This window comes from Sphingomonas sp. Leaf230 (assembly GCF_001421745.1).
In the GTDB taxonomy this organism is placed as follows: Bacteria; Pseudomonadota; Alphaproteobacteria; order Sphingomonadales; family Sphingomonadaceae; genus Sphingomonas.
The window spans coordinates 180,434-201,602 of the sequence record NZ_LMKW01000012.1; the positions used below are offsets into that span (position 1 = coordinate 180,434).

The following is a 21,169-nucleotide window of genomic DNA, read 5'->3' on the forward strand; positions in this document are numbered from 1 at the left end:
GATCAGCTCGCGTTGCCGAAGTTCACCGTCGGTGCGGTCTCGGCGCCCGGCGTGGTCGCCGCGAACGGGACCATCGGCTTGGCACCATAGAAGATCTTCGCGCCGACCGCGTCGGGGAAGGTGCGGATCTTGGTATTATACGCCTGCACCGCGCCGTTGTAATCGCGCCGCGCGATCGTGATGCGGTTCTCGGTGCCCTCGAGCTGGCTCATCAGCGTGGTGTAGTTGCCCTGGCTCTTCAGCTCGGGATACGCTTCCTGCAAGCGCTGGAGCGATACGCCGACGGCACCCTGGACGCGCTGATACTGCTCCATCTTCGCCGGATCGGAGAGATCGGCGGCCGAAACCTGCACCGAGTTCGCGGCGGAACGCGCCTGCGTGACCTGGACGAGAATGTCCTTCTCCTGCGCGCCCGCAGCCTTCACGGTCGCGACGAGATTGGGGATCAGGTCCGCGCGGCGTTGATAATTGTTCTGGACGTCGGCCCAGCGCGCCTTCGCGGTCTCTTCCGCGGTCGGAATGCTGTTGATCCCGCACCCGGCCAGCGCCGATGCGAGGAGGATCGCGGCGGTACCGCGGGCGATTGGGGCACGTGACATCGGGGCTCTCCTGAATACCTGTGTCACCCTCATAGGACAGTCCGCAGGGTTGGCGAAACCGAAATCGGTGGCTAGCCTGGGGCTGGCAACAGAAGGGGGCGGCATTGCTCAAGGAATTCAAGGCGTTCATCATGCGCGGCAACGTGCTCGATCTCGCCATCGCGGTGATCATCGGCGCGGCGTTCGGCAAGATCGTGACCTCGCTGACCGACGACGTGCTGATGCCGGTGATCGGCAAGATCTTCGGCGGGCTCGATTTCTCGAGCTATTTCTGGCGGATGGGGCCGGTGCCGGCGAACTACGCAGGCTCGCTAAGCGACTACGCGGCGTTGAAGAAGGCCGGCGTGCCGCTGCTCGGCTATGGCGCGTTCGCGACGCAGCTGGTCAATTTCGTGATCGTCGCGGGGATCATCTTCATGATCCTGCGCGTCGTGAACCGGACGGCGGCGCTGATCGAGCGCGAGACGGCGCGGTTGAAGCGCGAGGAAGAGGCGGTTGTCGTCGCACCTGCGCCGGAGCCCGTCGAGATCGCGCTGCTTCGCGAGATCCGCGATGAGCTGAAGGCGCGGGGATGACACACCTGTCCCTCTCTCCGGCGGGGAGAGGGAGGGAGGAGCCATAGGCGACGGAAGGGTGAGGGGCTTGAGGCTTGGGAGCGCATCCCAACTCCCCCTCATCCGACGCCGCCGCGCCACCTTCTCCCCGAGGGGAGAAGGGAAGCCTAAGCTGCTACCAGTTCCTCGGCGTTGGCATCCGCGAGGCTGGTCCCATCGAGAATCCGCGCGGTCTCGTCGCGCACGCGCATCATCGCGAACCGGATCGCGCAATCCGCCTCGCTCTTGCAGTCGAGGCACGGCCGGTACGCCGTGCGGCTCACGCACGGGACGAGTGCGAGCGGACCCTCGATGATCCGGATGATCTCGCCCAGCGATATCAGGTGGCTCGGCCGCGACAGGCGGTAGCCGCCCATCTTGCCGCGATGGCTGTGCAACAGGCCGGACTCGCGCAGGTCGGCGAGGATCAGCTCGAGGAATTTGCGTGGCACGTTCGCCTCGGCGGCGATCCGCGTCATCGGGATGGGAGGGCCACCGACGGGGGCGCCGCCAAGGAAGATCATCGCGCGGAGCGCGTAGCGGGAGCGCTGCGTCAACATAATGCAGGTTGCTATGCACGCGCTTTGTGGCGAGCGGAAGGCGGTTTGGAACGCTGTGTGCCCACCCATCGGAGATTTATCCAGGGGAGGGCGCCCACCGCGCCAGTCTTTTCATTTGGCCGGGCTTTTCAGATCGATGCGGCCCCCCTATATCGGTGATGCCGTCGGGGGAATCTTCTCTTGGCGGCTATGGCGATAAACCGTGGCGTGTCATAGACACAGCGGACCCGGGGGCAGTACCCGGCGACTCCACCACCGCCCTCTTCGTAAGAGGGGGACGATGACGGGGTCGAACTAGGATCGACGTGTGTTCAACGACGCTATGTTTCGCTCGGAATGGGACCACCGCAACGGCCCATACACAAGTGCCAACGATAACGAAGCACTCGCAATTGCCGCATAACTGACGGTCTAACGACCTAAGTTATACGGACGAAAGCGCGGTTCGGGCCACACCGGGCAACAGAAGTGGACACCGGCGGTACGGGGGGCACCGAGCAACAGAAGCTCCCCACTAACCTGACACTTGGTCTCATCACGCGGCCTCGATCAGGCAGCAAGGCGCTCGACCAGTCGCAGTACCGGCGGGCTGAAGCCGAGCGGGCCGACCAGCACGTTGGTCACGACCAGCACGCCGCCACCCCAGTAATAGGCCGGATGTATCTTCCCGCGCAGGCGCAGGTCGAAGATCATGCCTGCGATGACGAACACCGCCATCGACGCGAACACCGCGAACACCGCGAACACCGCGAGCGGCGCGAACTGGCCGAGCAGCGGCATCGGCAGTATCCGCCCGAGCGCTGGCGACATGACCAGGATCGTGCCACACAACATCAGTCGCTTGTGCCACGCGGCTTGCTTGCGCAGCGCGATCGCCCAAGCCGTCAGGATGCCAAACCCGATCACCCCCAGCACATCTAGCACGAGGAAGATCCCAGGCGGAAAGAACGGCGGGACGCGGTGCTGCTGAATCGCTGCGACGGTGGTGCGATGCCCAGCACGACCATCGACGCTGCGATAACGGCGCCGAGTACGCCGAGTTGTCGATGCCAAGTGATCGATCCCCAAACGACCAGCCAGTTCTGCACGACGTAGAGAATGATCCACGCCAGAAATGCGGCGGCATGCAGATGAACTTGCAAAGGCAGTTCGAGAAACGTCCAATTCATCCGCGCCGCATTCAGCGTGAAGCCGAAGATCACCGTGACGGCGATCGCTATCGCCATGCCGAGGAAGAAGCGACGCTCGCTCGCAACGACATTCCGTTGCGCAGGCCGTACACTATTTAACGATGCCATTGGACCGCCCCCGCGAGTCGATGCTCAAGCGATGGACGATGGCCCTAATACTGATAACGGGCAATACTCATGACGAATGAGAACTGCCTAGACTAGTAGATGTAAGATCCTGAATACTCTTCCAGTCCGTTAACTGCTCAGAGTTTCAGGAGCTTGCTGAGTTGTGCGCCGGTATAGGGCTTCTGCACGAACCGCGCGGCCTTGGGTAGCGCGGCAGTAGTGCCATTATCGGCCCCCGACGTAACCAGGATCGCGATATCGGGGCGTTGCGCGTGAACGGCATTGGCAAGGTCGATGCCGTTCAGGTCTCCGGGCATGCGGACATCGGTAAACAGCGCGGCGATATCGGGCCGCTCTTCGAGCTTCGCCAAGGCGTCGGCCGCGTTGCTGGCTTCGACGACTTCGTAGCCGGCATCCTCCAGCGCGAGGTTGGAATGGACCCGGACGAGGGCATCGTCATCGACGACGAGAATAACGGACTTCGCAATGGCATTCATACCGGTTCGAACATCCGGCATGCCGCTCCGTTCCAATATAAGTCATGTTCTCAAGGCATAACGGGGCGAAGCGAGCCTGACATGAGAAAGGGGCCCGGTTTCCCGAGCCCCCTCATCATTCGCCATTAGGCCGCGAAGGCTTAGTCGCGATCGCCCGTCAGGAACGCCGGAGCGAACTCGGGGGCCTTGTCGCCGTCGGTGCGTGCAGCACGCTCGCCGCCGCCATTGCCACCCTGGCCGCCGCCATCGCGACGCGGACCACGGCCACCGCCGTTGCCGCCAGCATCACGACCGCCATCGCCATCACGACGCGGACCGCGCGGACCACGGTCACCGCCGCCTTCGCCGCGCGGGCCACGACCGCCGCCGCCGTTGCCGGCATCACGGCCACCATCGCCGTCACGACGCGGACCGCGCGGACCACGATCGCCACCCTCACGGGGCTCACGTGCAGGACGCGTGTCCTCCAGCTCTTCGCCGGTCGTCTGATCGACGACGCGCATCGACAGGCGCACCTTGCCGCGCGGATCGATCTCGAGAACCTTGACCTTGACCTCCTGGCCTTCGGTCAGGGCGTCAGACACCTTCTCGACGCGCTCGTTCTTGATTTCGGACACGTGGACGAGACCGTCCTTGCCACCCATGAAGTTCACGAACGCCCCGAAATCGACCAGGTTGACGACCTTGCCGTCATAGACCTTGCCGACTTCGGCTTCCTCGACGAGGCCCTTGATCCACTTGATCGCGGCTTCGATCTGCGCGGGGTCGGACGACGACACCTTGATCACGCCCTCGTCGTCGATGTCGACCTTGGCGCCGGTCTGCGCGACGATCTCGCGGATCACCTTGCCGCCGGTGCCGATGACTTCACGGATCTTCGACTTGTCGATCTGGAAGCTCTCGATGCGCGGTGCATGCGCCGACAGTTCCTCACGGGTGTGGTCGAGCGCCTTGGCCATCTCGCCCAGGATGTGCGCGCGGCCTTCCTTGGCCTGCGCCAGTGCCTTGCCCATGATCTCCTCGGTGATGCCGGCGATCTTGATGTCCATCTGCATCGTGGTGATGCCCTCGGACGTGCCCGCAACCTTGAAGTCCATGTCGCCGAGGTGATCCTCGTCGCCGAGGATGTCCGACAGAACCGCGAAGTTCTTGCCCTCGAGGATCAGGCCCATCGCGATGCCCGACACCGGACGCTTCAGCGGAACGCCCGCATCCATCATCGACAGCGAACCGCCGCAGACCGTCGCCATCGACGACGAACCGTTGCTCTCCGTGATGTCCGACAGGACGCGGATCGTGTACGGGAATTCTTCCTTGGTCGGCAGCACCGGGTGCAGCGCGCGCCATGCGAGCTTGCCGTGACCGACTTCGCGACGACCCGGCGCACCGAAGCGACCGACTTCACCAACCGAATAGGGAGGGAAGTTGTAGTGCAGCATGAAGTTTTCGTACGAAAGCCCGTTGAGACCGTCGATCATCTGCTCCGCATCGCGCGTGCCGAGCGTGGTGGTGCAGATCGACTGCGTCTCGCCGCGCGTGAACAGGGCCGAGCCATGCGTGCGCGGCAGGAAGTGGACCATCGCCTCGATCGGACGGATCTGCGTGGTGGTGCGACCGTCGATGCGGGTGCCGTCCTTGAGGATGGCGCCGCGGACGATCTCCGCCTCCAGCTTCTTCATCAGCTTGCCGGCTGCCATCTGGTCCTGCGGCGACGCGTCCGCAAACGCGGTCTTGCCCTTCACACGAGCCGCGTTGAGCAGGTCCGAACGCTTGGACTTGTCGGTCACCTTGTAGGCGGCCGCGATGTCCTTGCCGATCAGCTTCTTCAGCTTGTCCTTGGCAGTCGACAGGTCAGCCTGCTCGGCCATTTCCCAAGGATCCTTGGCAGCCATCTCGGCCAGATCGATGATCAGGTTCGCGGCTTCGCGGCAGGCCTTGTGGGCGAACTGCACGGCGCCGAGCATGATCTCTTCCGAAAGCTCCTTGGCTTCCGATTCGACCATCATCACGGCCTGGCCGGTGGCGGCGACGACGAGGTCGAGATCGCCAGCCTTGGCTTCTTCCAGCGTCGGGTTGAGGATGTACGCGCCATCGACGTAACCGACGCGTGCTGCGCCGATCGGGCCCATGAACGGCACGCCCGAGATCGTCAGGGCTGCCGACGCCGCGACCATCGCGAGGACGTCCGGCTCGTTCTCGCCGTCATACGACAGAACCTGGCAGATCACGTTGATCTCGTTGTAGAAACCCTCTGGGAAGAGGGGACGGATCGGGCGATCGATGAGACGGCTGGTCAGCGTCTCCTTCTCGGTCGCGCCGCGCTCACGCTTGAAGAAGCCGCCGGGGATGCGGCCGCTTGCGGAGAACTTCTCCTGGTAATGGACGGTGAGCGGGAAGAAATCCTGCCCTTCCTTGACGGTCCGTGCAGCCGTCACGGCGCACAGAACGACGGTCTCGCCGAGCGTGGCGAGGACTGCGCCGTTGGCCTGGCGCGCAACGCGGCCGGTCTCGAGCGTCAGCGTCTTGCCGCCCCACTGGGCGCTTACGGTCTTGGTATCGAACATTCTTTTTCCTTCACTCCGGTCGCCAGATGCGAACGGGGCCGTTGAGGTCTCCATGAAAGTATTACTTTCATGGAAGCCTGGTGTGCGGGCTTAGCCGGCCCGCGGCGGTGTGGAGCGAGTTGTCGCTCCTTGCCAGTTCACCGAATTGTGTCCTGGCGTTTGCCTCCGCGCGAAATGCGCGGAATCAAAACCCTATATACGAAAACGGCCCCCCGAGGGGAGCCGTCTAAGTTACTTGCGGAGACCGAGCTTCGCGATCAGATCCAGATAGCGCTGGCCGTCCTTGTGACGGAGATAATCCAGCAGCGTCCGGCGCTTGTTGACCATCATGAGAAGACCACGACGCGAGTGGTTGTCCTTCTTGTGGCCCTTGAAATGCTCGGTCAGGTTCTTGATGCGCTCGGTCAGGATCGCGACCTGGACTTCCGGCGAACCGGTGTCACCCTCGGCGCGCGAATGCTCCTTGACGAGCTCGGTCTTGCGTTCAGCGGTAATCGTCATGAATTCATGTCCTCGACATCACAGATTGAAACCGCGAACGACCCGGACGTCTCCGTCCTCGACCTCGACCAGCGCGACCGGGACAGCGTCCAGTTCGGCAAAATATTGGCCATCGTCTGCGGCGATCCCGGCCAAGATACGCCCCTGTCGGAGCGCCCCTGCCTGGTCGGGGGTGAGGGAGAGAGCCGGGATGTCGTCCAGCGCCACCCTCAAGGGCAGAAGTACATCTTCAAGCGCGGAGGCCTTAGCGAGTTCGTCCAGTTTGTCCAGCGATATCGCCGACGTGAGGTCGAACGGACCGGCCTTGGTACGGCGCAGCATCGTGACGTGGCCGACGGTGCCAAGGGCGATCGCGATGTCGCGCGCGAGGGAGCGGATGTAGGTGCCCTTCGACACATGTGCGGTGAGGGTGACCTCCTCGAGGGCGGAGTGGGGCAGGGGACCATCCCCCCCCACTCCGTCACCCCGGACCTGTTCCGGGGTCCACTGTCCCGCAAGCTCCGGAGCCCGCGGTGGAGTGGACCCCGGAACAAGTCCGGGGTGACGGATAAGAGAATGAATCGTCACATCCCGGCTCGCGAGCACCACCTCATGCCCGGCCCGCGCCAGATCATAAGCCCGCTCCCCATCCACCTTCAGCGCGGAATACACCGGCGGCACCTGGAAAATCGGCCCGGTGAACTGCGCGAGCACCGCTTCGACCGCCGCCCAGGTCGGCCGCACGTGGGACGTAGCAATGCTCACACCCTCCGCATCGAGCGTGTCGGTCTGCACCCCGAACATCACCGTAAAATCATAGATCTTGTCGCTATCGAGCATCCGCCCGGCCAGCTTGGTTGCCTCTCCAACGGCAATCGGCAAAACCCCGGTGGCCAGCGGATCGAGCGTCCCGCCATGCCCCACCTTGAACTTCCCATACCCGCCGCTGCGCAAGGCACGCTTCACCGCCGATACCCCCTGCGTCGACCCAAGCCCCAGCGGCTTGTCGAGAATGATCCAGCCATGCATGCGCGTAAGTCCTAAAGTTCAGTTGAGGCGGGACCCTACCCCACCCACTCCGTCATCCTGACGAAAGTCAGGACCCAGAGCCACAAGCGACGGTGTTCGGTACCCTGGGTCCTGACTTTCGTCAGGATGACGGGGGAAGCGTGGCTTAGACCTAACCCAAAGCCTCACAAAAATGCCGCCGACATAGTGCGACATAGCGGTCGTTCCCGCCAATCTCGGTCTGCTGCCCCTCGGCAATCGCTCGCCCGTTCCCATCGACCCGCAGGTTCATCGTAGCCTTCCGCCCACACCCGCAAACCGACTTGATCTCCACCAGCGAGTCCGCCAGCGCCAGCAACCGCGCCGACCCGGGAAACAGCGCCCCCTGAAAATCGGTCCGCAACCCGTACGCCAGTACCGGAATGCCAACCACGTCGCAGATATGCGCGAGCTGATCGACCTGTGCAGAGGTCAGAAATTGCGCCTCGTCCACCAGCACGCAGGAAATCGCGTCCTCGCCGTGCTGCCGAACCACGCAGGCCCCGATATCCGTCCCCGCATCGAACGCGATCGCCGGCGCTTCCAGACCGATCCGCGACGTGATCGTCCCCGCCGCGAACCGGTCGTCGATCGCCGCTGTGAACAGCATTGTCCGCATGCCCCGCTCACGGTAGTTGAAGTCGGCCTGCAACAGGTTCGTCGACTTCCCCGCGTTCATCGACGCGTAGTAGAAATACAGCTTGGCCATCAGATCAGTGTCTCGACAGGTACGGGCGATTGCCCTGCATGGATCGCGATTCCCCGATCGAACGTAACGAAGCCGTCCGCCACGGAACGCGCAGAAACGAGGTGGATCATGTCAGCCCAATCAGCCCCTTCGCGATAGCGCGTGACCGCCCAGGACAGGCCATCGCGATCCGCGGTATGGATAGTTCCCAACTGGAGAAGCGTTTCGATCGCATCGGCCACCATCGCACGACCGAGCGCGGCGCGCTTCGATAGCACCCATCCGAGTTCGAGCCAGACGGTCAGGCTCACCCAGACCGGCGCGCCAAGTATTTCAGATGCCATTGCCGACTGATGTTCGTCGTCTGCCAAGATGAAACGCGCGAGAATATTGGTATCAACGGCCTTCACGCGGAAAGACCGTCCTCGTCGAAATCGGGCGACCAACTCAGTTGCTCGATAGGAATGGCCGGCCCCTCGTACCGAACGCGCGCACGCAGATCGGCCATTACCTCGGCGACGCTCTTTCCGGTCGTCCTACCCGTCGGTCGCAACACGATGTCACCACCCGCTTGCAGGACCTCGAACTGCTGGCCAGGGTTCAAGCCGAGCGAGTCGCGCACATCCTTTGGGATTACGACTTGGCCTTTTTCCGACATTTTCGTCTGGGCATTCATCACGGTAAGATGCGTCTTACCGTGATCAAAGTCAATCTTCGGTCAGATCCCGCGCAACATGTGGATCGCGCAACAACTGGTCGATATGCGTACCCTCGTCGAAGCTTTCGTCCGCGAGGAACTTCAGCTTGGCGGCATACCGCATCTGCACCCGGTTCGCGACTTCGCGCTGGAGGTAGGCGGTGTTGGTCCGCAGCGCCTTCAGCACCTTTTCCTCGTCCTTGCCGAGCAACGGCTTCACGAAGACGGTGGCGTGGCGGAGATCCGGGGACATGCGGACCTCGGTAATGGTCACGAGGTGCTTTTCGAGCACCGGATCGTGGACATCACCGCGCGCAAGGATGTCGGACAGCGCATGACGCGCTTGCTCGCCGACTCGCAGCGATCGGACGGCTTTTGCTTCTGGGGTATCGGTCTTCATTCTAAGCTCCCTCTCCCCCTCGGGGAGAGGGCGGGGGTGAGGGGCGCCGCATACGCCAGCGCCTGGGACAGCCCCTCACCCAACCCTCCCCCCGCAGGGGAGAGGGCTTTAGTAGTTACAAAGTACGTTCGCGCATCTCGACTTCGAACGTCTCGAGAACGTCGCCGGCCTTGATGTCGACGAAGTTCGACGTGAACGTCACGCCGCACTCGAGCCCCGCACGGACCTCGGCGACATCATCCTTGAAGCGACGCAGCGATGCGATTTCGCCCTGGTAGATGATGACGTCGTTGCGCGTGATGCGCGCCTTGAGCGCCTTGCGGATGTTGCCCTCGGTGACGAGCAGACCTGCTGCCTTGCCGTGCTTGCCCGCCGAGAAGACCTCGCGGATATCGGCACGACCGACGACCGTCTCGAACGCTTCCGGCCCAAGCTCGCCTGCCATCCCCGCCCGGATCTCGTCGATCAGGTCGTAGATCACGTCGTAATATTTGAACGCGACCTTCTGGCGCTCGGCGATCTCGCGTGCCTTGGCGTTCGGGCGAACGTTGAAGCCGATGATCGGAGCCCCCGAAGCTGCCGCCAGAGTGACGTCCGACTCGGTGATGCCGCCGACGCCCGAGCTCAGCACGCGCGCCTTGATCAGGTCGGTGGAGATCTTGTTGATCGCCCCGACGATTGCCTCGACCGTGCCCTGCGTATCCGCCTTCACGACCAGCGGATATTCGATCGCCTGCTTTTCCTTCAGCGCCGAGAACATGCTCTCAAGGCTGGCAGGAACCGAAGCGGTCCGCTTGTCGGTCTTCACGCTGCGACGATATTCCGCGACTTCGCGGGCCCGTGCCTCGTTCTCGACGACCTGGAACGGATCGCCCGCCTGCGGAACACCCGACAGACCGAGCACCTCGACCGGCATCGCCGGACCCGCTTCCTTGATCTGCTTGCCCTTGTCGTCGACCAGCGCACGGACCTTGCCGCTCTCGCCCCCGACCACGAAGATGTCGCCGACCCGCAGCGTACCGCGGTTGACGAGGATCGTCGCGACGGGCCCGCGACCCTTGTCGAGCTTGGCCTCGATCACCGTACCCTCGGCGGCGCGATCCGGATTGGCGCGCAGTTCGAGCAGTTCGGCCTGGAGCTGGATCTTCTCGATCAACGCATCGAGACCGATCTTCTTGGTCGCGGAGACTTCGACGTCCTGGACGTCGCCGCCCATGTCCTCGACCACGATCTCCTCGCTCAGCAGGCGCTCGCGCACCTTCTGGGCATTGGCGCCTTCCTTGTCGATCTTGTTGATCGCGACGATCATCGGCACGCCCGCCGCCTTGGTGTGGGCGATCGCCTCCACCGTCTGCGGCATCAGGCCGTCGTCCGCCGCCACCACCAGGATGACGATGTCGGTGACGTCCGCGCCACGCGCACGCATCTGCGTGAACGCCTCATGGCCCGGGGTGTCGAGGAAGGTAATCTTCGACTTGTCCTTCAGCGTGACCTGATACGCGCCGATATGCTGGGTGATGCCACCCGCTTCGCCGCGCACCACGTCGGTGCCGCGCAGGGCATCGAGCAGCGACGTCTTGCCGTGGTCGACGTGACCCATGATCGTGACGACCGGGGCGCGTGGCTTCAGCGTCTCCTCGGCATCGTCGATCGTGTCGTTGGCCAGATCCTGGTCGACATCGCTGACGCGCGTCAGGTTGTGGCCGAACTCGGTGACGAGCAACTCGGCGGTGTCCTGGTCGATCGTCTGCGTCATCGTGACGGGCATGCCCATCTTGAACAGCGCCTTGACGAGGTCGGCACCCTTCTCGGCCATGCGGTTGGCAAGTTCCTGCACCGTGATCGCCTCTGGGACGACGACGTCGCGGATCTGCTTGGCCTGCGCCTCACGCGGACCACCGGTGCCACGACGCTCCTTCTCACGCGCACGCTTCAGCGCGGCGAGCGAGCGAGCGCGTGCACCATCACCATCGCCTAGCGCGCGGTTGACGGTGAGCTTGCCCGAAGTGCGACGATCGTCACCCTTGCGGTCACGCTGCTGCGGACGCGCTGGCACTGCGTCGCGACGAACGCCACCGGCCGGAGCATTGACGCCGGTCGCACCGGGGCGAGCCGCGGTCGTGCCGGCATTCGCAGCCGTGGTCGGCGCTGCGGCAGCGGGTGCTGCGACAGGCTTCGGCGGCGGCGGAGGACGCTCGGGACGCGCCACCGGCGAGAACCGGCGCGGTGCCGGGAACGCCGGATCGCGGGTCAGTTCGATGACGGGCGGCGGTGCCGGCGGAGCGACAGGGGCCGGCGCAGGCTTGGGAGCCGGCGCAGGAGCAGCCACTACCGGAGCGGGCTTTGGTGCAGGCGCAGGAGCCGCGGCAACCGGTGCCGGGGCAGGCGCCGCAGCAACGGGGGCTTCGACCGGAGCCGGCGCAGGCGCTGGCGTTGGTGCTGCGACCGGAGCGGGAGCCGCTTCGACCACAGGAGCCGGTGCCGGCGCCTCGACGGGCCTCGGCGCCTTGGCTTCCGCCTCGGCACGCGCACGATCGGCGACGCGGTTACGCTCGTCTTCGATCGCCTTGGCCCGCTCGGCCTCCTGGCGACGACGCCCTTCTTCCAGCGTGTTCATGCGCTGCTCTTCGGCCTCGCGGAGCAGCTTGGCCTGGCGCTCCTGCGGCGACAGATTGCTCTGCTGCTGACGCACGGGAGCGGGCGCAGGCTGCGGTGCGCGCGCCTGCGGTGCCGGGGCTGCGGGAGCAGCCGCCGGGGCGGGCGCGGCAACCGGTGCGGCATCCGCGACCTGCACGTCGGGCTCGCCCGGACGGCGCAGAACGCGCGCGCGCTTGGTTTCCACGATCACCGTATTCGATCGGCCGTGGCTGAAGCTCTGCTTCACCTGGCCGGTCTCGACCGTGCGCTTCACACCCAAAGGTGCGCGCATGCCAAGTTTCGGCTTCTCGTTGTCCGTGTCGCTCACTCAAATTCCTCAGTCATGTCCACGGCCGGGCGTGTTCCGGTCGATCCGGACGCCTGTTGTATCGGTGGCGCCCCATTTTGTGGTGACGCCGATGCGCCCTGCGAGGCCGTTTCGCAAGACACGGAAGAAGGTTCGGGGCCGATAAAATGCAGCCAACGGTCGAGCGCTTCGCTCACCCGCTTTGCTGCAGCGCGGTCGGTCAGGCCAATGTGTACCACATTTTCCCGCCCCAGCGCCAACGCCAATATGGTGCGCGATACCGGGAGTGCCAACCCCCGCAAACCCGAGCCCTCGACATCGTTGCCGATGCGCCACGCTTGATCGAGCTTACGGTTGCCATCCTCGGCCGCGTCGGACGCGTGATACAGCGCCTTAAGCTTGCCCTGGCGCGCGTTCTGTTCGATCCGGTCGGACCCGATCAGCACCGTGCCGGAGCGTGATTCGAGCCCAAGCCGGTCGAGCGCGTTACGCTCGAGCGCGGCTTCGATCTTGGCCGGAAGCTCGGGATCGATGATGAACTCGCCGGTCTTGAACGCGCGGGAGAGAGCGCCCTTGAGCTTGCCCTTCTTAATCGCGGCTTCGAGCTCGACTCGCGTGACACCGATCCACGCGCCACGGCCGGGAGCCTTGGCGCGCACGTCGGGAAGGATCTGGCCATCAGGCGATAACGCGAGTCGCACGAGGTGCGGACGCACGTCGCGTTCACCCGAGAGGATGCACTTGCGTACTGGCTCATTCCCCTCCCGCTCGCGGGAGGGGTCAGGGGAGGGGCTATCCGCAGAGGCGGCAGCCCTGACTGCCCTCCCCCGACCCCTCCCGCGAGCGGGAGGGGTGTGCGTCCTCCTGCGCCGGAGTCGTCTTCGGAGCGTCGCGGTCGACCAGCAACTGGCCGCCCGCGCCGTAATTCTCGGTCGAGACCTCTTCAATCACGATCTGCACCGCAGCCGGGTTCTTTCCCAGCCGCTGCACGAGCGACTGGGTGACGTCGGCGACGATGCCGGACTTCTGGTCCTTGGTGGCGGACCCCGAGATGCGGATGCTGACGAAGGGCATCAGGCCTTGTCGCCCTCGCTCTTCGTGTCGGTCTTGTCCGCCGCGTCATCGACCGCCGCGTCTTCAACCGAAGCGTCGTCCGCCGAAGCGTCCTCAGCCACGGCTTCTTCGGCGGTAGTCTCTTCAGTCGCAGCGTCCTCGACCACGGCGTCGTCAGCCGAAGCCTCTTCAACCGGCGTCTCGTCCGCCTCGACGTCGTCAGCCGAAGCCTCGGGAGCCTCGTCCTCGAACCAGTGCGCGCGCGCGGCCATGATGATCTCGTTGCCCTGCTCGTCGCTCAGGCCATATTCCGCGAGAATCCCGCCCTTTGGCTCAGGCCGCTTCGGCGCATCTTCGTTGCGACGACGGGGCTCGACGCGCTTCTTCTCGACCAGCTCGTCGGTCGCCAGATCGGCGAGGTCGTCGAGCGTCTTGATGCCCGCCTTGCCGAGCGTGACCAGCATCGCCTCGTTGAGATACGGCATGCCGGCCAGCGCGTCCTCGACGCCGAGCGCGGTACGCTCTTCGCGGCTCGCGGCATCGCGACGCTCCAGAGCTTCAGTCGCACGGTTCTGCAACTCGCCCGCCAGGTCCTCGTCGAAGCCCTCGATGCCGGCGATCTCCTCGACCTCGACATAGGCGACCTCTTCGAGGTTCGTGAACCCTTCGGCGACCAGCAGCTGTGCGAGCGTCTCGTCCACGTCGAGCTCCTTCTCGAACATCGCCGAACGCTCGACGAAGTCCTTCTGGCGCTTCTCGGACGCGTCAGCCTCGGTGAGGATGTCGATCGCCTTGCCGGTCAGCTGCGACGCGAGCCGCACGTTCTGGCCACGACGGCCGATCGCGAGGCTCAGCTGGTCGTCGGGAACGACCACCTCGATACGCTCCTCTTCCTCGTCGATCACGACGCGCGACACGGAGGCCGGCTGCAACGCGTTGACGACGAAGGTCGCGATGTCGGGCGACCAGGGGATGATGTCGATCTTCTCGCCCTGCATTTCCTGGACGACGGCCTGGACGCGCGAGCCCTTCATACCGACGCACGCGCCGACCGGATCGATGCTCGAATCATGCGAGATGACGCCGATCTTCGCGCGCGAACCCGGATCGCGGGCGGCGGCCTTGATCTCGATGATGCCGTCGTAGATTTCGGGCACTTCCTGCGCGAACAGCTTCTTCATGAAGTCTGGGTGCGCGCGGGACAGGAAGATCTGCGGCCCACGGTTCTCGCGGCGGACGTTCAGGATCAGCGAGCGGATACGGTCGTTGACGCGCACCACTTCGCGCGGGATCTGCGCGTCGCGGCGGATGACGCCTTCTGCGCGGCCCAGGTCGACGACGACGTGGCCGAACTCGACGCGCTTGACGACGCCGGTGATGATCTCGCCCGCGCGGTCCTTATACTCTTCGAACTGGCGCTCGCGCTCGGCGTCACGGACCTTCTGGAAAATGACCTGCTTTGCAGCCTGTGCGGCGATGCGGCCGAACTCGATCGGGGGCAGCGGATCGACGATGAAGTCGCCGAGTGCCGCGTCCTTCTGGAGCTTCTGCGCGCCCTTGACGTCGACCTGCTTGAAATAATCGTCGACCGCCTCGACCACTTCGACGACGCGCCACAAGCGGAGATCGCCGGTGTTGGGGTCGAGCTTCGCGCGGATGTCGTTCTCGGCGCCGTAGCGCGAGCGGGCGGCGCGCTGGATCGCGTCCTCCATCGCCTCGATCACGATCGCCTTGTCGATCATCTTCTCCGACGCGACCGAATTCGCGATCGCGATCAGTTCCGCGCGGTTTGCGGTGACTGCCGTGGCCATCAATGCTGTCCTTCTTCGGTGTCGGCCTCGTGAGCATCGGGCTCATCGGTGGGCGTATCTTGATAGAAAACCTCGTCCGCGCCTTCGGTGGAAAGCGGCGCGGTCGCGGCGATGAGACGGTCGGTCATGACGAGCTTGGCGTCGGCGACTTGGCTGAAGTCGATCGTCATGAGCTTGTGCTTGTTGACGTCGACGGTGATCTTCGTCCCCTCGACGCCCATCAGATTGCCCGAGATCTGCTTGCGGTCCTCGAACGGCTCGACGAGCCGGATGCGCGCCTCCTGGCCTTCCCAGTCGGCGAAATCCTGGAGCCGGGTCAGCGGGCGATCGATACCGGGGCTCGATACTTCGAGGCGATACGCATCCTCGCCGACCGGATCCTTGCCCTCGGCCTCGAGCGCATCGAACTTGTCCGAGATGCGGCGCGACAGCTCGGCGCAGTCCTCGATCACCAGCTGGCGGGTGTCGGGGCGCTCGGCCATCACCTGCAATGTCGGATCGGACTTGCCGCCCTGCATGCGCACGCGCACGAGGCTGAGGCCGAGCGCGGTCGCCTCGGGTTCGATCAGGTCGGTCAGCAGGGCGATATTCGCCATCGAAATTCCAAACAGGGCCAAAGCACAGGTGATTGCCGCCGCGGAGCAAGCCCCGCAGCCTCTTCATCTGGCGATGTAGAGAAGTGGTGCCTCTATACGCGGGGTGGCGCCCGTCCGCAAGCGGGAGCAACCTTCGTTTAGGACGCTGCGTTAGCGCAGGGATTTCCGGGAGAAGATCATGATTCGCAAAACGCTGTTCGCCACTGGGTTGCTGACAACCACGCTGCTCGCTTCGACCGCCTGTTCGGCACAACCGGCCGCGGCGGGCAAGCCGTTCAAGGAAACTGTAGTCGCCGATTTCGAATCGCCCTGGGCTATGACGTTTCTGCCCGACAAGCGCATGCTGGTCACCGAGAAGAAGGGGCAGATGCTGCTGGTCTCCGCCGACGGCAAGTCGCGCCAGACGGTCGCGACGCTCACCGTCGATTCGGCAGGGCAGGGCGGGCTGATGGACGTCGTCCTCGCGCCCGACTTCGCGACCAGCCAGCGCGTCTATTTCAGCTATTCGACCGCAGGCGAGGGCGGCAAGGGCGTCGTCCTCGCGCGCGGTCGCCTGCGTCCGGATGGTGGTGGCGGCACGCGTCTCGGCGAGATCGAGGCGCTGTTCAGCGCGCGGCCGTTCGTCGAGGGTAACGGCCACTACTCCGGCCGCATCGCGTTCTCGCCCGACGGCAAATACCTGTTCTTCACCAACGGCGAGCGCCAGAAATTCACCCCTGCGCAGGACCCCAAGATGACGCTAGGCAAGGTCCTGCGTCTCACGCTCGACGGCAAGCCCGCCCCCGGCAATCCGCTCGTCGCGAAGGGCTTCGCACCCGAAATCTGGAGCTACGGCCACCGCAACCTGCTCGGTATCGCGTTCGACGCACAGGGCAATCTCTGGGAGCAAGAGATGGGGCCGAAGGGCGGCGACGAGGTCAATCTCATCAAGCCCGGCCTCAACTATGGCTGGCCCAACGCGTCGAACGGCAGCAACTATGACGGCTCCGACATCCCCGATCACAAGCCCGGCGATGGTTACGAGCCGCCGAAGGTGTTCTGGAACCCGGTAATCTCGCCCGGCGGCCTGATGATCTATTCGGGCAACATGTTCCCGCAGTGGAAGGGCGACGCGTTCATCGGCGGCCTGTCCTCGAAGTCCCTCGTCCGCGTCCACCTTACCGGTACCAACGCGGCAAAAGGCGACCAATGGGATATGGGGGCAAGAATCCGCGAAGTCGAACAAGGCCCCGACGGCGCGATCTGGGTCCTCGAAGACGGCGGCGACTCGAAAGGCCGCCTGATCAAACTGACCGCGAGGTAAGCGAAATTCCCCTCCCGCTTGCGGGAGGGGTCAGGGGAGGGTGCGACGTACGTACTGGCGTCCGGTCTGTGAGGCACACCCCTCCCCCAACCCCTCCCGCAAGCGGGAGGGGAGCAGAAGTGCGTCAGTCGCGCACGATCAGGTAGTTCATCCGAGCGGCGGCGATCGGCTTCTCCCGCTCGTCCTGCCACGCGGTCGCCTCGACATTAGCCACCCGGTTCCCCAACCGAGTCACGACGCCCGCCGCCCGCGTAGGCTTATCCCGCCCACCCCGCATGAAATCGACCGTGACGTTCACCGGCTTGATCCGCGCGTCGGCACCACCCTCAGCCTCCAGCGCATGCTGCAAAGCCGCAATCGCCGCCATCTCCAGCAACCCCGAGATCGCACCGCCATGCAGGAAACCCGGCCGCCCGAGCACATCATCTGCAAACGGCATCAGCAACACCGGTGGCGCGCCATCCTCGGCCTCGACCGACACGCGAAGGATCTCTGCATAGGGCGGCAGGCCGATCGTCATGCCTCGATCCTTCTGTTGAGACCCATGCCGGCGACATCGCCCACCACCATGAACGTCCCCGCGACATGCGCCAGCGGATCGCCCGGGTCGCCGTCATGCGCCTGCCCGCGCACGAACGCGATCGACCGCGTGATCCGGTAGCATTCGCCGCGCCCGATCACCGTCTTTCCCGGTGTCGCCGGCCGCAGGTAATCGACGCGCAAATCCAGCGTCGCGTGCGGCACGAACGCCTCGCGCTTGATCCAGATCGCCAGACTCGTCGCCATGTCCATCATCGTGATGATCGGCCCCGACGCGATCACGCCGGTCGCGCGGTCGCCGATCAGCCGTTCGTCATAGGGCAGCGCCAGCTCCGCCCAGTCGTCGCCATGCGCATGATAGCGCATCCCCAGCGCGGCGCCGTGCCCGCCGAACCCGCGCGTCGCAAACCATTGTGGATCAAAACTAGCCATGCGCGAGCCTCTACACGCCGTGTGACCATGCGCAACATTGCGGGCGAGAGCAGGCGCCGTTAGCGTCGCTGCAAAGATCGAGAGGATCGCCAACATGAACGACCGGGTCACCATCACCGTCACGGACGGCATCGCCGACGTCCGCCTCGCGCGCGCCGACAAGATGAACGCGATCGACCCCGCAATGTTCGAAGGCATCGCCGCCGCGATCGACCGGCTCAAGGGAATGACAGAAGTCCGCTGCGTCGTCCTCTCCGGCGAGGGCAAGGCGTTCTGCGCCGGCCTCGACATGGCGTCGATGGCGAACGGTGGCTCCGGGTTGGCGCTAGGCGACCGGACCGACGAGGGCGCCAACCTCGTCCAGCAGGTCGCGTGGGGCTGGCGGACCTTGCCGATGCCGGTGATTGCCGCAGTCCACGGCGTCGCGTTCGGTGGCGGCTTCCAGATCATGTCGGGCGCCGACATCCGCATCGCCCACCCGAGCGCCCGCTTCGCGATCCGCGAGGCGTATTGGGGCCTGGTCCCCGACATGGCCGGCATCGCGTTATGGCGCACGCTAGCCCGCGACGACGTGCTGCGCGAACTTACCTACACCGCCCGCGAGTTCGACGGCGCGGAAGCGCTGCGGCACGGCTTCGTCACGCGCCTGTCCGAAGACCCGCTCGGCGAGGCGATGATGCTAGCCCGCGAGATCGCCGCGAGGAACCCCCACGCGATCCGCGGCTCGAAGGCGCTCTACAACCTTGCGGCGGATGCAGACGCGGCGACGGTGCTGTACGCGGAAACCGAAGAGCAACTCAAGGTCATCCGCACGCCCAACCAGGTCGAACAGGTCCGCGCGAACATGGAGAAGCGGGCGGCGGTGTTCGAGGACTGAACCTTCCGTCATCCCGACGAACGTCAGGATGACGGAAGGGGGCGACGTTCGGTCCCACTTCTACCACCCCGGCGAAGGCCGGGGCCCAATTGGAAAGGTCGATGTAACGAGGCGCCGTCCTCAGTCAGCACCGTCCCCCAATTGGGCCCCGGCCTCCGCCGGGGTGGTGCAACAAACGGGGCGGCGCGTTGAGGCGGAACGAGCCCCCCTACTTCACCTTGTCATACGGCGTGAAATCCCGGAACCGGCAATACCCCGACGGGATCGACATACCCACCGACACCGTCCGAAACCGATCGTTCCGGCACAATTGCCCGCCGTAAACATCGACAATCAACGTATCGAACGGCCGCAGCGAAGGACACTCGCCGACCGGCCCGGTCTTCCAGATCCGCTTGCCCGACTGCCGATACAGGATCGTCTGCGAATCGACGATCTCAGGTCCGTTGAGCTGTTGAAGATCGATGCACCGCACCGGCGTCCCAGCAACCCGGCTTTCCAGGGGGTCGGACTTGCCCGCGCCGAGCATCCCCACCGTCATCAGCGCCACCGCCGCCAGGACCGCCCCGCGCATCAAGGCTTCCGATACGGGACGAAGTCGCCGAAGCTGCAACTCCCGGTCGGAAAGCGCGATGCCTGGTCGAACGTCTGCGCGATATCGCCGCGGCACAGCTGCCCGCTTGGCGTCCGCGTCACGAGGATATCGCCGCGCGCGATACCTTCGCACCCACCAACGGTATCGCTGCGATACACCAGCCCGTTGTTCACCCGGTACAGGATCGTCGCGCCGTAGCCCGAACTCTGCTTCTGCGGGAACTGGCTGATGCACGACTCGGGCTTGCCCGGCACGAGCCCGGCGAGTTCCTTCGCCAGCTTCTCCTGCACGCCCGCCTCGCGCACCTGCGCGCGCTCGACCTCCGCCTGGGTCTGCGTACACGCACCCAGCAAAATCGCCGGCAGCATCAAGAGTGGCAGGGTCCGCATCCGCATCGCAACGCTCCTCAAAATCCCATCGCCCTTATACGCGCTTCACCCGCGAAACGCATCCTTGGCCGCACGATAGCCCGCGAACTGCTCGAGCGACGTCGCGCGCAGGAAAGGATTGGTCGCCCGCTCCCGCCCGATCGTCGTCGGCACGGTAGGCTCACCCTTCGCGCGCGCCGAATCGACCTCTGCCATCCGCGCGACGATATCGGCATTGTCGGGCTCGGCAACCAGCGCATAGCGCCCGTTGCTCTGCGTATATTCATGCCCGCAGAACACCTCGGTTTCGTCCGCGAGCTTTGCATAACGCTGCATGTTCGCGAACATGTCCGCCGGCGTCCCCTCGAACAGCCGCCCACACCCCATCGCGAACAGCGTGTCGCCGGTAAAGATCGCCGCGTCGTCCGCGAAATGGAACGCGATATGCCCCTGCGTATGCCCCGGCACCGTCATCACAGTAGCGACGTGATCGCCGAGACGGACGACATCCCCTTCACCGACCTGCTCGTCGAGCGTGGGGATCTTGTCCGCCTCCGCCGCCGGCCCGACGACGGTCGCACCATAGGCCTTCATCTCGGCATTGCCGCCGGTATGATCGGGATGCCAGTGCGTCGTCCACACCCGGTCGATCCGCCAGTCGCGCTTCTTCGCGGCGGCGATCACCGGCCCCGCCTCGCCAGGATCGACCACCACCGTCTCGCCTGAGACGGTGTCGTGGATCAGCCAGGCGTAATTGTCGGCCAGCACCGGCACGCGGACGATATCGAGCATCAGCGTGTTACCACTTGCCGGTGTTGGGCATCGACGCCCACGGTTCGGCGGGATCTAGCGCGCCATCGGCCTGCAACAGTTCGATCGAAATGTTGTCGGGCGTCCGCACGAACGCCATGTGACCGTCGCGCGGCGGCCGGTTGATCGTCACGCCCGAATCCATCAGCCGCTGGCACGTGTCGTAGATATTGTCGACGCGGTAGGCGAGGTGGCCGAAATTGCGACCCTCGCCATATTCCTCGGGATCCCAATTATGCGTCAGTTCGACCTCGGCACCCTCGTCGCCAGGGACCGACAGGAAGATCAGCGTGAACCGCCCCTTCTCGTTCTCCATCCGGCGGACCACCTTCAGGCCCAGCGTCTCGAAGAACGCGATCGTCTTCGCCGGGTCGGTCACGCGGATCATCGTGTGGAGATATTTCATGCTGGCTCCGA

At 64.8% G+C, this 21,169-nt stretch carries 26 protein-coding genes and 1 other RNA gene; 4 read left to right on the plus strand and 23 right to left on the minus strand.

Features of this window, described 5'->3' with window-relative positions; genetic code table 11:
• Positions 1 to 2: 2 nt before the first annotated feature.
• Positions 3 to 599, minus strand: coding sequence for a LemA family protein (locus tag ASE82_RS16740; RefSeq protein ID WP_056065884.1), 597 nt, complete (start codon positions 597 to 599; stop codon positions 3 to 5).
• Between the two features lie 104 nt (positions 600 to 703).
• Between ASE82_RS16740 and mscL the strand changes: the two genes are divergently transcribed.
• Positions 704 to 1,174 carry a large conductance mechanosensitive channel protein MscL gene (gene mscL, locus ASE82_RS16745; RefSeq protein WP_056065888.1) on the plus strand — a complete coding sequence of 157 codons (471 nt, stop codon included), beginning with the start codon at positions 704 to 706 and terminating at the stop codon, positions 1,172 to 1,174.
• Positions 1,175 to 1,320: 146 nt separating this feature from the next.
• Here the strand turns inward: mscL and ASE82_RS16750 are convergent, their stop codons facing one another.
• Positions 1,321 to 1,752, minus strand: coding sequence for an RrF2 family transcriptional regulator (locus tag ASE82_RS16750; protein WP_056065892.1), 432 nt, complete (start codon positions 1,750 to 1,752; stop codon positions 1,321 to 1,323).
• Positions 1,753 to 1,873: 121 nt separating this feature from the next.
• Here ASE82_RS16750 and ssrA point away from each other — a divergent pair.
• Positions 1,874 to 2,229: a transfer-messenger RNA gene (ssrA, locus tag ASE82_RS19095) on the plus strand.
• A 72-nt stretch (positions 2,230 to 2,301) separates the two neighbouring features.
• Here ssrA and ASE82_RS16755 read toward each other — a convergent pair.
• From ASE82_RS16755 to rimP, 15 genes are all read right to left on the minus strand, one after another.
• The gene (locus tag ASE82_RS16755) at positions 2,302 to 2,676 is read right to left on the minus strand and encodes a hypothetical protein (RefSeq protein ID WP_156348939.1); all 375 of its coding nucleotides are present in this window, start codon (positions 2,674 to 2,676) and stop codon (positions 2,302 to 2,304) included.
• Entirely contained in the window at positions 2,670 to 2,978 is a 309-nt protein-coding gene (locus ASE82_RS16760) for a hypothetical protein (protein WP_056065897.1), read from the minus strand. The genes ASE82_RS16755 and ASE82_RS16760 overlap by 7 nt, the downstream gene beginning before the upstream one ends.
• Positions 2,979 to 3,187: 209 nt before the next feature.
• Positions 3,188 to 3,568, minus strand: a complete 381-nt coding sequence (locus ASE82_RS16765) for a response regulator (protein ID WP_056065900.1) — start codon at positions 3,566 to 3,568, stop codon at positions 3,188 to 3,190.
• Between the two features lie 119 nt (positions 3,569 to 3,687).
• Positions 3,688 to 6,111, minus strand: coding sequence for a polyribonucleotide nucleotidyltransferase (pnp, locus tag ASE82_RS16770; RefSeq protein ID WP_056065902.1), 2,424 nt, complete (start codon positions 6,109 to 6,111; stop codon positions 3,688 to 3,690).
• A gap of 231 nt (positions 6,112 to 6,342) precedes the next feature.
• Complete coding sequence (gene rpsO, locus ASE82_RS16775; RefSeq protein WP_055881152.1) at positions 6,343 to 6,612, minus strand: 30S ribosomal protein S15; 270 nt, start codon at positions 6,610 to 6,612, stop codon at positions 6,343 to 6,345.
• 18 nt (positions 6,613 to 6,630) lie between these two features.
• The gene (truB, locus tag ASE82_RS16780; RefSeq protein WP_056065904.1) at positions 6,631 to 7,620 is read right to left on the minus strand and encodes a tRNA pseudouridine(55) synthase TruB; all 990 of its coding nucleotides are present in this window, start codon (positions 7,618 to 7,620) and stop codon (positions 6,631 to 6,633) included.
• Positions 7,621 to 7,771: 151 nt separating this feature from the next.
• Positions 7,772 to 8,347 (minus strand): thymidine kinase, encoded by a 576-nt coding sequence (locus ASE82_RS16785; RefSeq protein WP_056065907.1) that lies wholly within the window; start codon positions 8,345 to 8,347, stop codon positions 7,772 to 7,774.
• Positions 8,347 to 8,736 (minus strand): type II toxin-antitoxin system VapC family toxin, encoded by a 390-nt coding sequence (locus ASE82_RS16790; RefSeq protein WP_056065910.1) that lies wholly within the window; start codon positions 8,734 to 8,736, stop codon positions 8,347 to 8,349. The genes ASE82_RS16785 and ASE82_RS16790 overlap by 1 nt, the downstream gene beginning before the upstream one ends.
• On the minus strand, positions 8,733 to 9,002 hold the full coding sequence (locus ASE82_RS16795) for an AbrB/MazE/SpoVT family DNA-binding domain-containing protein (protein WP_056066108.1): 270 nt from the start codon (positions 9,000 to 9,002) through the stop codon (positions 8,733 to 8,735). Before ASE82_RS16795 ends, ASE82_RS16790 begins: the two co-directional genes overlap by 4 nt.
• 31 nt (positions 9,003 to 9,033) lie before the next feature.
• Entirely contained in the window at positions 9,034 to 9,423 is a 390-nt protein-coding gene (rbfA, locus tag ASE82_RS16800) for a 30S ribosome-binding factor RbfA (RefSeq protein WP_056051571.1), read from the minus strand.
• Positions 9,424 to 9,538: 115 nt separating this feature from the next.
• A complete protein-coding gene (infB, locus tag ASE82_RS16805; protein WP_056065913.1) occupies positions 9,539 to 12,388 on the minus strand; it encodes a translation initiation factor IF-2 in 2,850 nt (949 codons plus the stop codon).
• On the minus strand, positions 12,385 to 13,104 hold the full coding sequence (locus tag ASE82_RS16810; RefSeq protein WP_056066111.1) for a DUF448 domain-containing protein: 720 nt from the start codon (positions 13,102 to 13,104) through the stop codon (positions 12,385 to 12,387). The genes infB and ASE82_RS16810 overlap by 4 nt, the downstream gene beginning before the upstream one ends.
• 55 nt (positions 13,105 to 13,159) lie before the next feature.
• Positions 13,160 to 13,441: a tautomerase family protein gene (locus tag ASE82_RS16815; RefSeq protein WP_056065916.1), complete on the minus strand. Its 282-nt coding sequence runs from the start codon at positions 13,439 to 13,441 to the stop codon at positions 13,160 to 13,162.
• A complete protein-coding gene (gene nusA, locus ASE82_RS16820) occupies positions 13,441 to 15,231 on the minus strand; it encodes a transcription termination factor NusA (protein ID WP_082441639.1) in 1,791 nt (596 codons plus the stop codon). The genes ASE82_RS16815 and nusA overlap by 1 nt, the downstream gene beginning before the upstream one ends.
• A complete protein-coding gene (gene rimP / locus ASE82_RS16825) occupies positions 15,231 to 15,827 on the minus strand; it encodes a ribosome maturation protein RimP (RefSeq protein WP_056065919.1) in 597 nt (198 codons plus the stop codon). The genes nusA and rimP overlap by 1 nt, the downstream gene beginning before the upstream one ends.
• A 178-nt stretch (positions 15,828 to 16,005) precedes the next feature.
• Here rimP and ASE82_RS16830 point away from each other — a divergent pair, with 178 nt between their 5' ends.
• Positions 16,006 to 17,130, plus strand: coding sequence for a PQQ-dependent sugar dehydrogenase (locus tag ASE82_RS16830; protein WP_082441640.1), 1,125 nt, complete (start codon positions 16,006 to 16,008; stop codon positions 17,128 to 17,130).
• 124 nt (positions 17,131 to 17,254) lie between these two features.
• On the opposite strand, the gene ASE82_RS16835 is transcribed toward ASE82_RS16830, so the two are convergent.
• Together ASE82_RS16835 and ASE82_RS16840 are read right to left on the minus strand one after the other, a co-directional pair.
• Positions 17,255 to 17,650, minus strand: coding sequence for a PaaI family thioesterase (locus ASE82_RS16835; RefSeq protein ID WP_056065922.1), 396 nt, complete (start codon positions 17,648 to 17,650; stop codon positions 17,255 to 17,257).
• On the minus strand, positions 17,647 to 18,102 hold the full coding sequence (locus tag ASE82_RS16840) for a PaaI family thioesterase (RefSeq protein WP_056065925.1): 456 nt from the start codon (positions 18,100 to 18,102) through the stop codon (positions 17,647 to 17,649). Before ASE82_RS16840 ends, ASE82_RS16835 begins: the two co-directional genes overlap by 4 nt.
• A gap of 94 nt (positions 18,103 to 18,196) precedes the next feature.
• Here ASE82_RS16840 and ASE82_RS16845 point away from each other — a divergent pair, with 94 nt between their 5' ends.
• Entirely contained in the window at positions 18,197 to 18,979 is a 783-nt protein-coding gene (locus ASE82_RS16845) for a crotonase/enoyl-CoA hydratase family protein (protein WP_056065929.1), read from the plus strand.
• 208 nt (positions 18,980 to 19,187) lie between these two features.
• On the opposite strand, the gene ASE82_RS16850 is transcribed toward ASE82_RS16845, so the two are convergent.
• From ASE82_RS16850 to ASE82_RS16865, 4 genes are read right to left on the minus strand one after another with little or no spacing between them, the layout of a single operon-like run.
• The gene (locus ASE82_RS16850; protein ID WP_235524772.1) at positions 19,188 to 19,553 is read right to left on the minus strand and encodes a hypothetical protein; all 366 of its coding nucleotides are present in this window, start codon (positions 19,551 to 19,553) and stop codon (positions 19,188 to 19,190) included.
• Entirely contained in the window at positions 19,553 to 19,969 is a 417-nt protein-coding gene (locus ASE82_RS16855; protein WP_235524773.1) for a hypothetical protein, read from the minus strand. The genes ASE82_RS16850 and ASE82_RS16855 overlap by 1 nt, the downstream gene beginning before the upstream one ends.
• Positions 19,970 to 20,008: 39 nt before the next feature.
• A complete protein-coding gene (gene gloB, locus ASE82_RS16860) occupies positions 20,009 to 20,734 on the minus strand; it encodes a hydroxyacylglutathione hydrolase (protein WP_056065932.1) in 726 nt (241 codons plus the stop codon).
• A gap of 7 nt (positions 20,735 to 20,741) precedes the next feature.
• The gene (locus ASE82_RS16865; protein ID WP_056065934.1) at positions 20,742 to 21,158 is read right to left on the minus strand and encodes a VOC family protein; all 417 of its coding nucleotides are present in this window, start codon (positions 21,156 to 21,158) and stop codon (positions 20,742 to 20,744) included.
• Positions 21,159 to 21,169 lie beyond the last annotated feature (11 nt).

Coding starts and splice junctions, on each gene's coding strand:
- ASE82_RS16740 (WP_056065884.1), bottom strand. CDS start 599: ATGTCACGTGCCCCAATCGCCCGCGGTACCGCCGCGATCCTCCTCGCA.
- ASE82_RS16750 (WP_056065892.1), bottom strand. CDS start 1,752: ATGTTGACGCAGCGCTCCCGCTACGCGCTCCGCGCGATGATCTTCCTT.
- ASE82_RS16760 (WP_056065897.1), bottom strand. CDS start 2,978: ATGGCGATAGCGATCGCCGTCACGGTGATCTTCGGCTTCACGCTGAAT.
- ASE82_RS16765 (WP_056065900.1), bottom strand. CDS start 3,568: ATGCCGGATGTTCGAACCGGTATGAATGCCATTGCGAAGTCCGTTATT.
- pnp (WP_056065902.1), bottom strand. CDS start 6,111: ATGTTCGATACCAAGACCGTAAGCGCCCAGTGGGGCGGCAAGACGCTG.
- rpsO (WP_055881152.1), bottom strand. CDS start 6,612: ATGACGATTACCGCTGAACGCAAGACCGAGCTCGTCAAGGAGCATTCG.
- truB (WP_056065904.1), bottom strand. CDS start 7,620: ATGCATGGCTGGATCATTCTCGACAAGCCGCTGGGGCTTGGGTCGACG.
- ASE82_RS16785 (WP_056065907.1), bottom strand. CDS start 8,347: ATGGCCAAGCTGTATTTCTACTACGCGTCGATGAACGCGGGGAAGTCG.
- ASE82_RS16795 (WP_056066108.1), bottom strand. CDS start 9,002: ATGAATGCCCAGACGAAAATGTCGGAAAAAGGCCAAGTCGTAATCCCA.
- rbfA (WP_056051571.1), bottom strand. CDS start 9,423: ATGAAGACCGATACCCCAGAAGCAAAAGCCGTCCGATCGCTGCGAGTC.
- ASE82_RS16815 (WP_056065916.1), bottom strand. CDS start 13,441: ATGCCCTTCGTCAGCATCCGCATCTCGGGGTCCGCCACCAAGGACCAG.
- nusA (WP_082441639.1), bottom strand. CDS start 15,231: ATGGCCACGGCAGTCACCGCAAACCGCGCGGAACTGATCGCGATCGCG.
- rimP (WP_056065919.1), bottom strand. CDS start 15,827: ATGGCGAATATCGCCCTGCTGACCGACCTGATCGAACCCGAGGCGACC.
- ASE82_RS16830 (WP_082441640.1), top strand. CDS start 16,006: ATGATTCGCAAAACGCTGTTCGCCACTGGGTTGCTGACAACCACGCTG.
- ASE82_RS16835 (WP_056065922.1), bottom strand. CDS start 17,650: ATGACGATCGGCCTGCCGCCCTATGCAGAGATCCTTCGCGTGTCGGTC.
- ASE82_RS16840 (WP_056065925.1), bottom strand. CDS start 18,102: ATGGCTAGTTTTGATCCACAATGGTTTGCGACGCGCGGGTTCGGCGGG.
- ASE82_RS16845 (WP_056065929.1), top strand. CDS start 18,197: ATGAACGACCGGGTCACCATCACCGTCACGGACGGCATCGCCGACGTC.
- ASE82_RS16850 (WP_235524772.1), bottom strand. CDS start 19,553: ATGCGCGGGGCGGTCCTGGCGGCGGTGGCGCTGATGACGGTGGGGATG.
- ASE82_RS16855 (WP_235524773.1), bottom strand. CDS start 19,969: ATGCGGATGCGGACCCTGCCACTCTTGATGCTGCCGGCGATTTTGCTG.
- gloB (WP_056065932.1), bottom strand. CDS start 20,734: ATGCTCGATATCGTCCGCGTGCCGGTGCTGGCCGACAATTACGCCTGG.
- ASE82_RS16865 (WP_056065934.1), bottom strand. CDS start 21,158: ATGAAATATCTCCACACGATGATCCGCGTGACCGACCCGGCGAAGACG.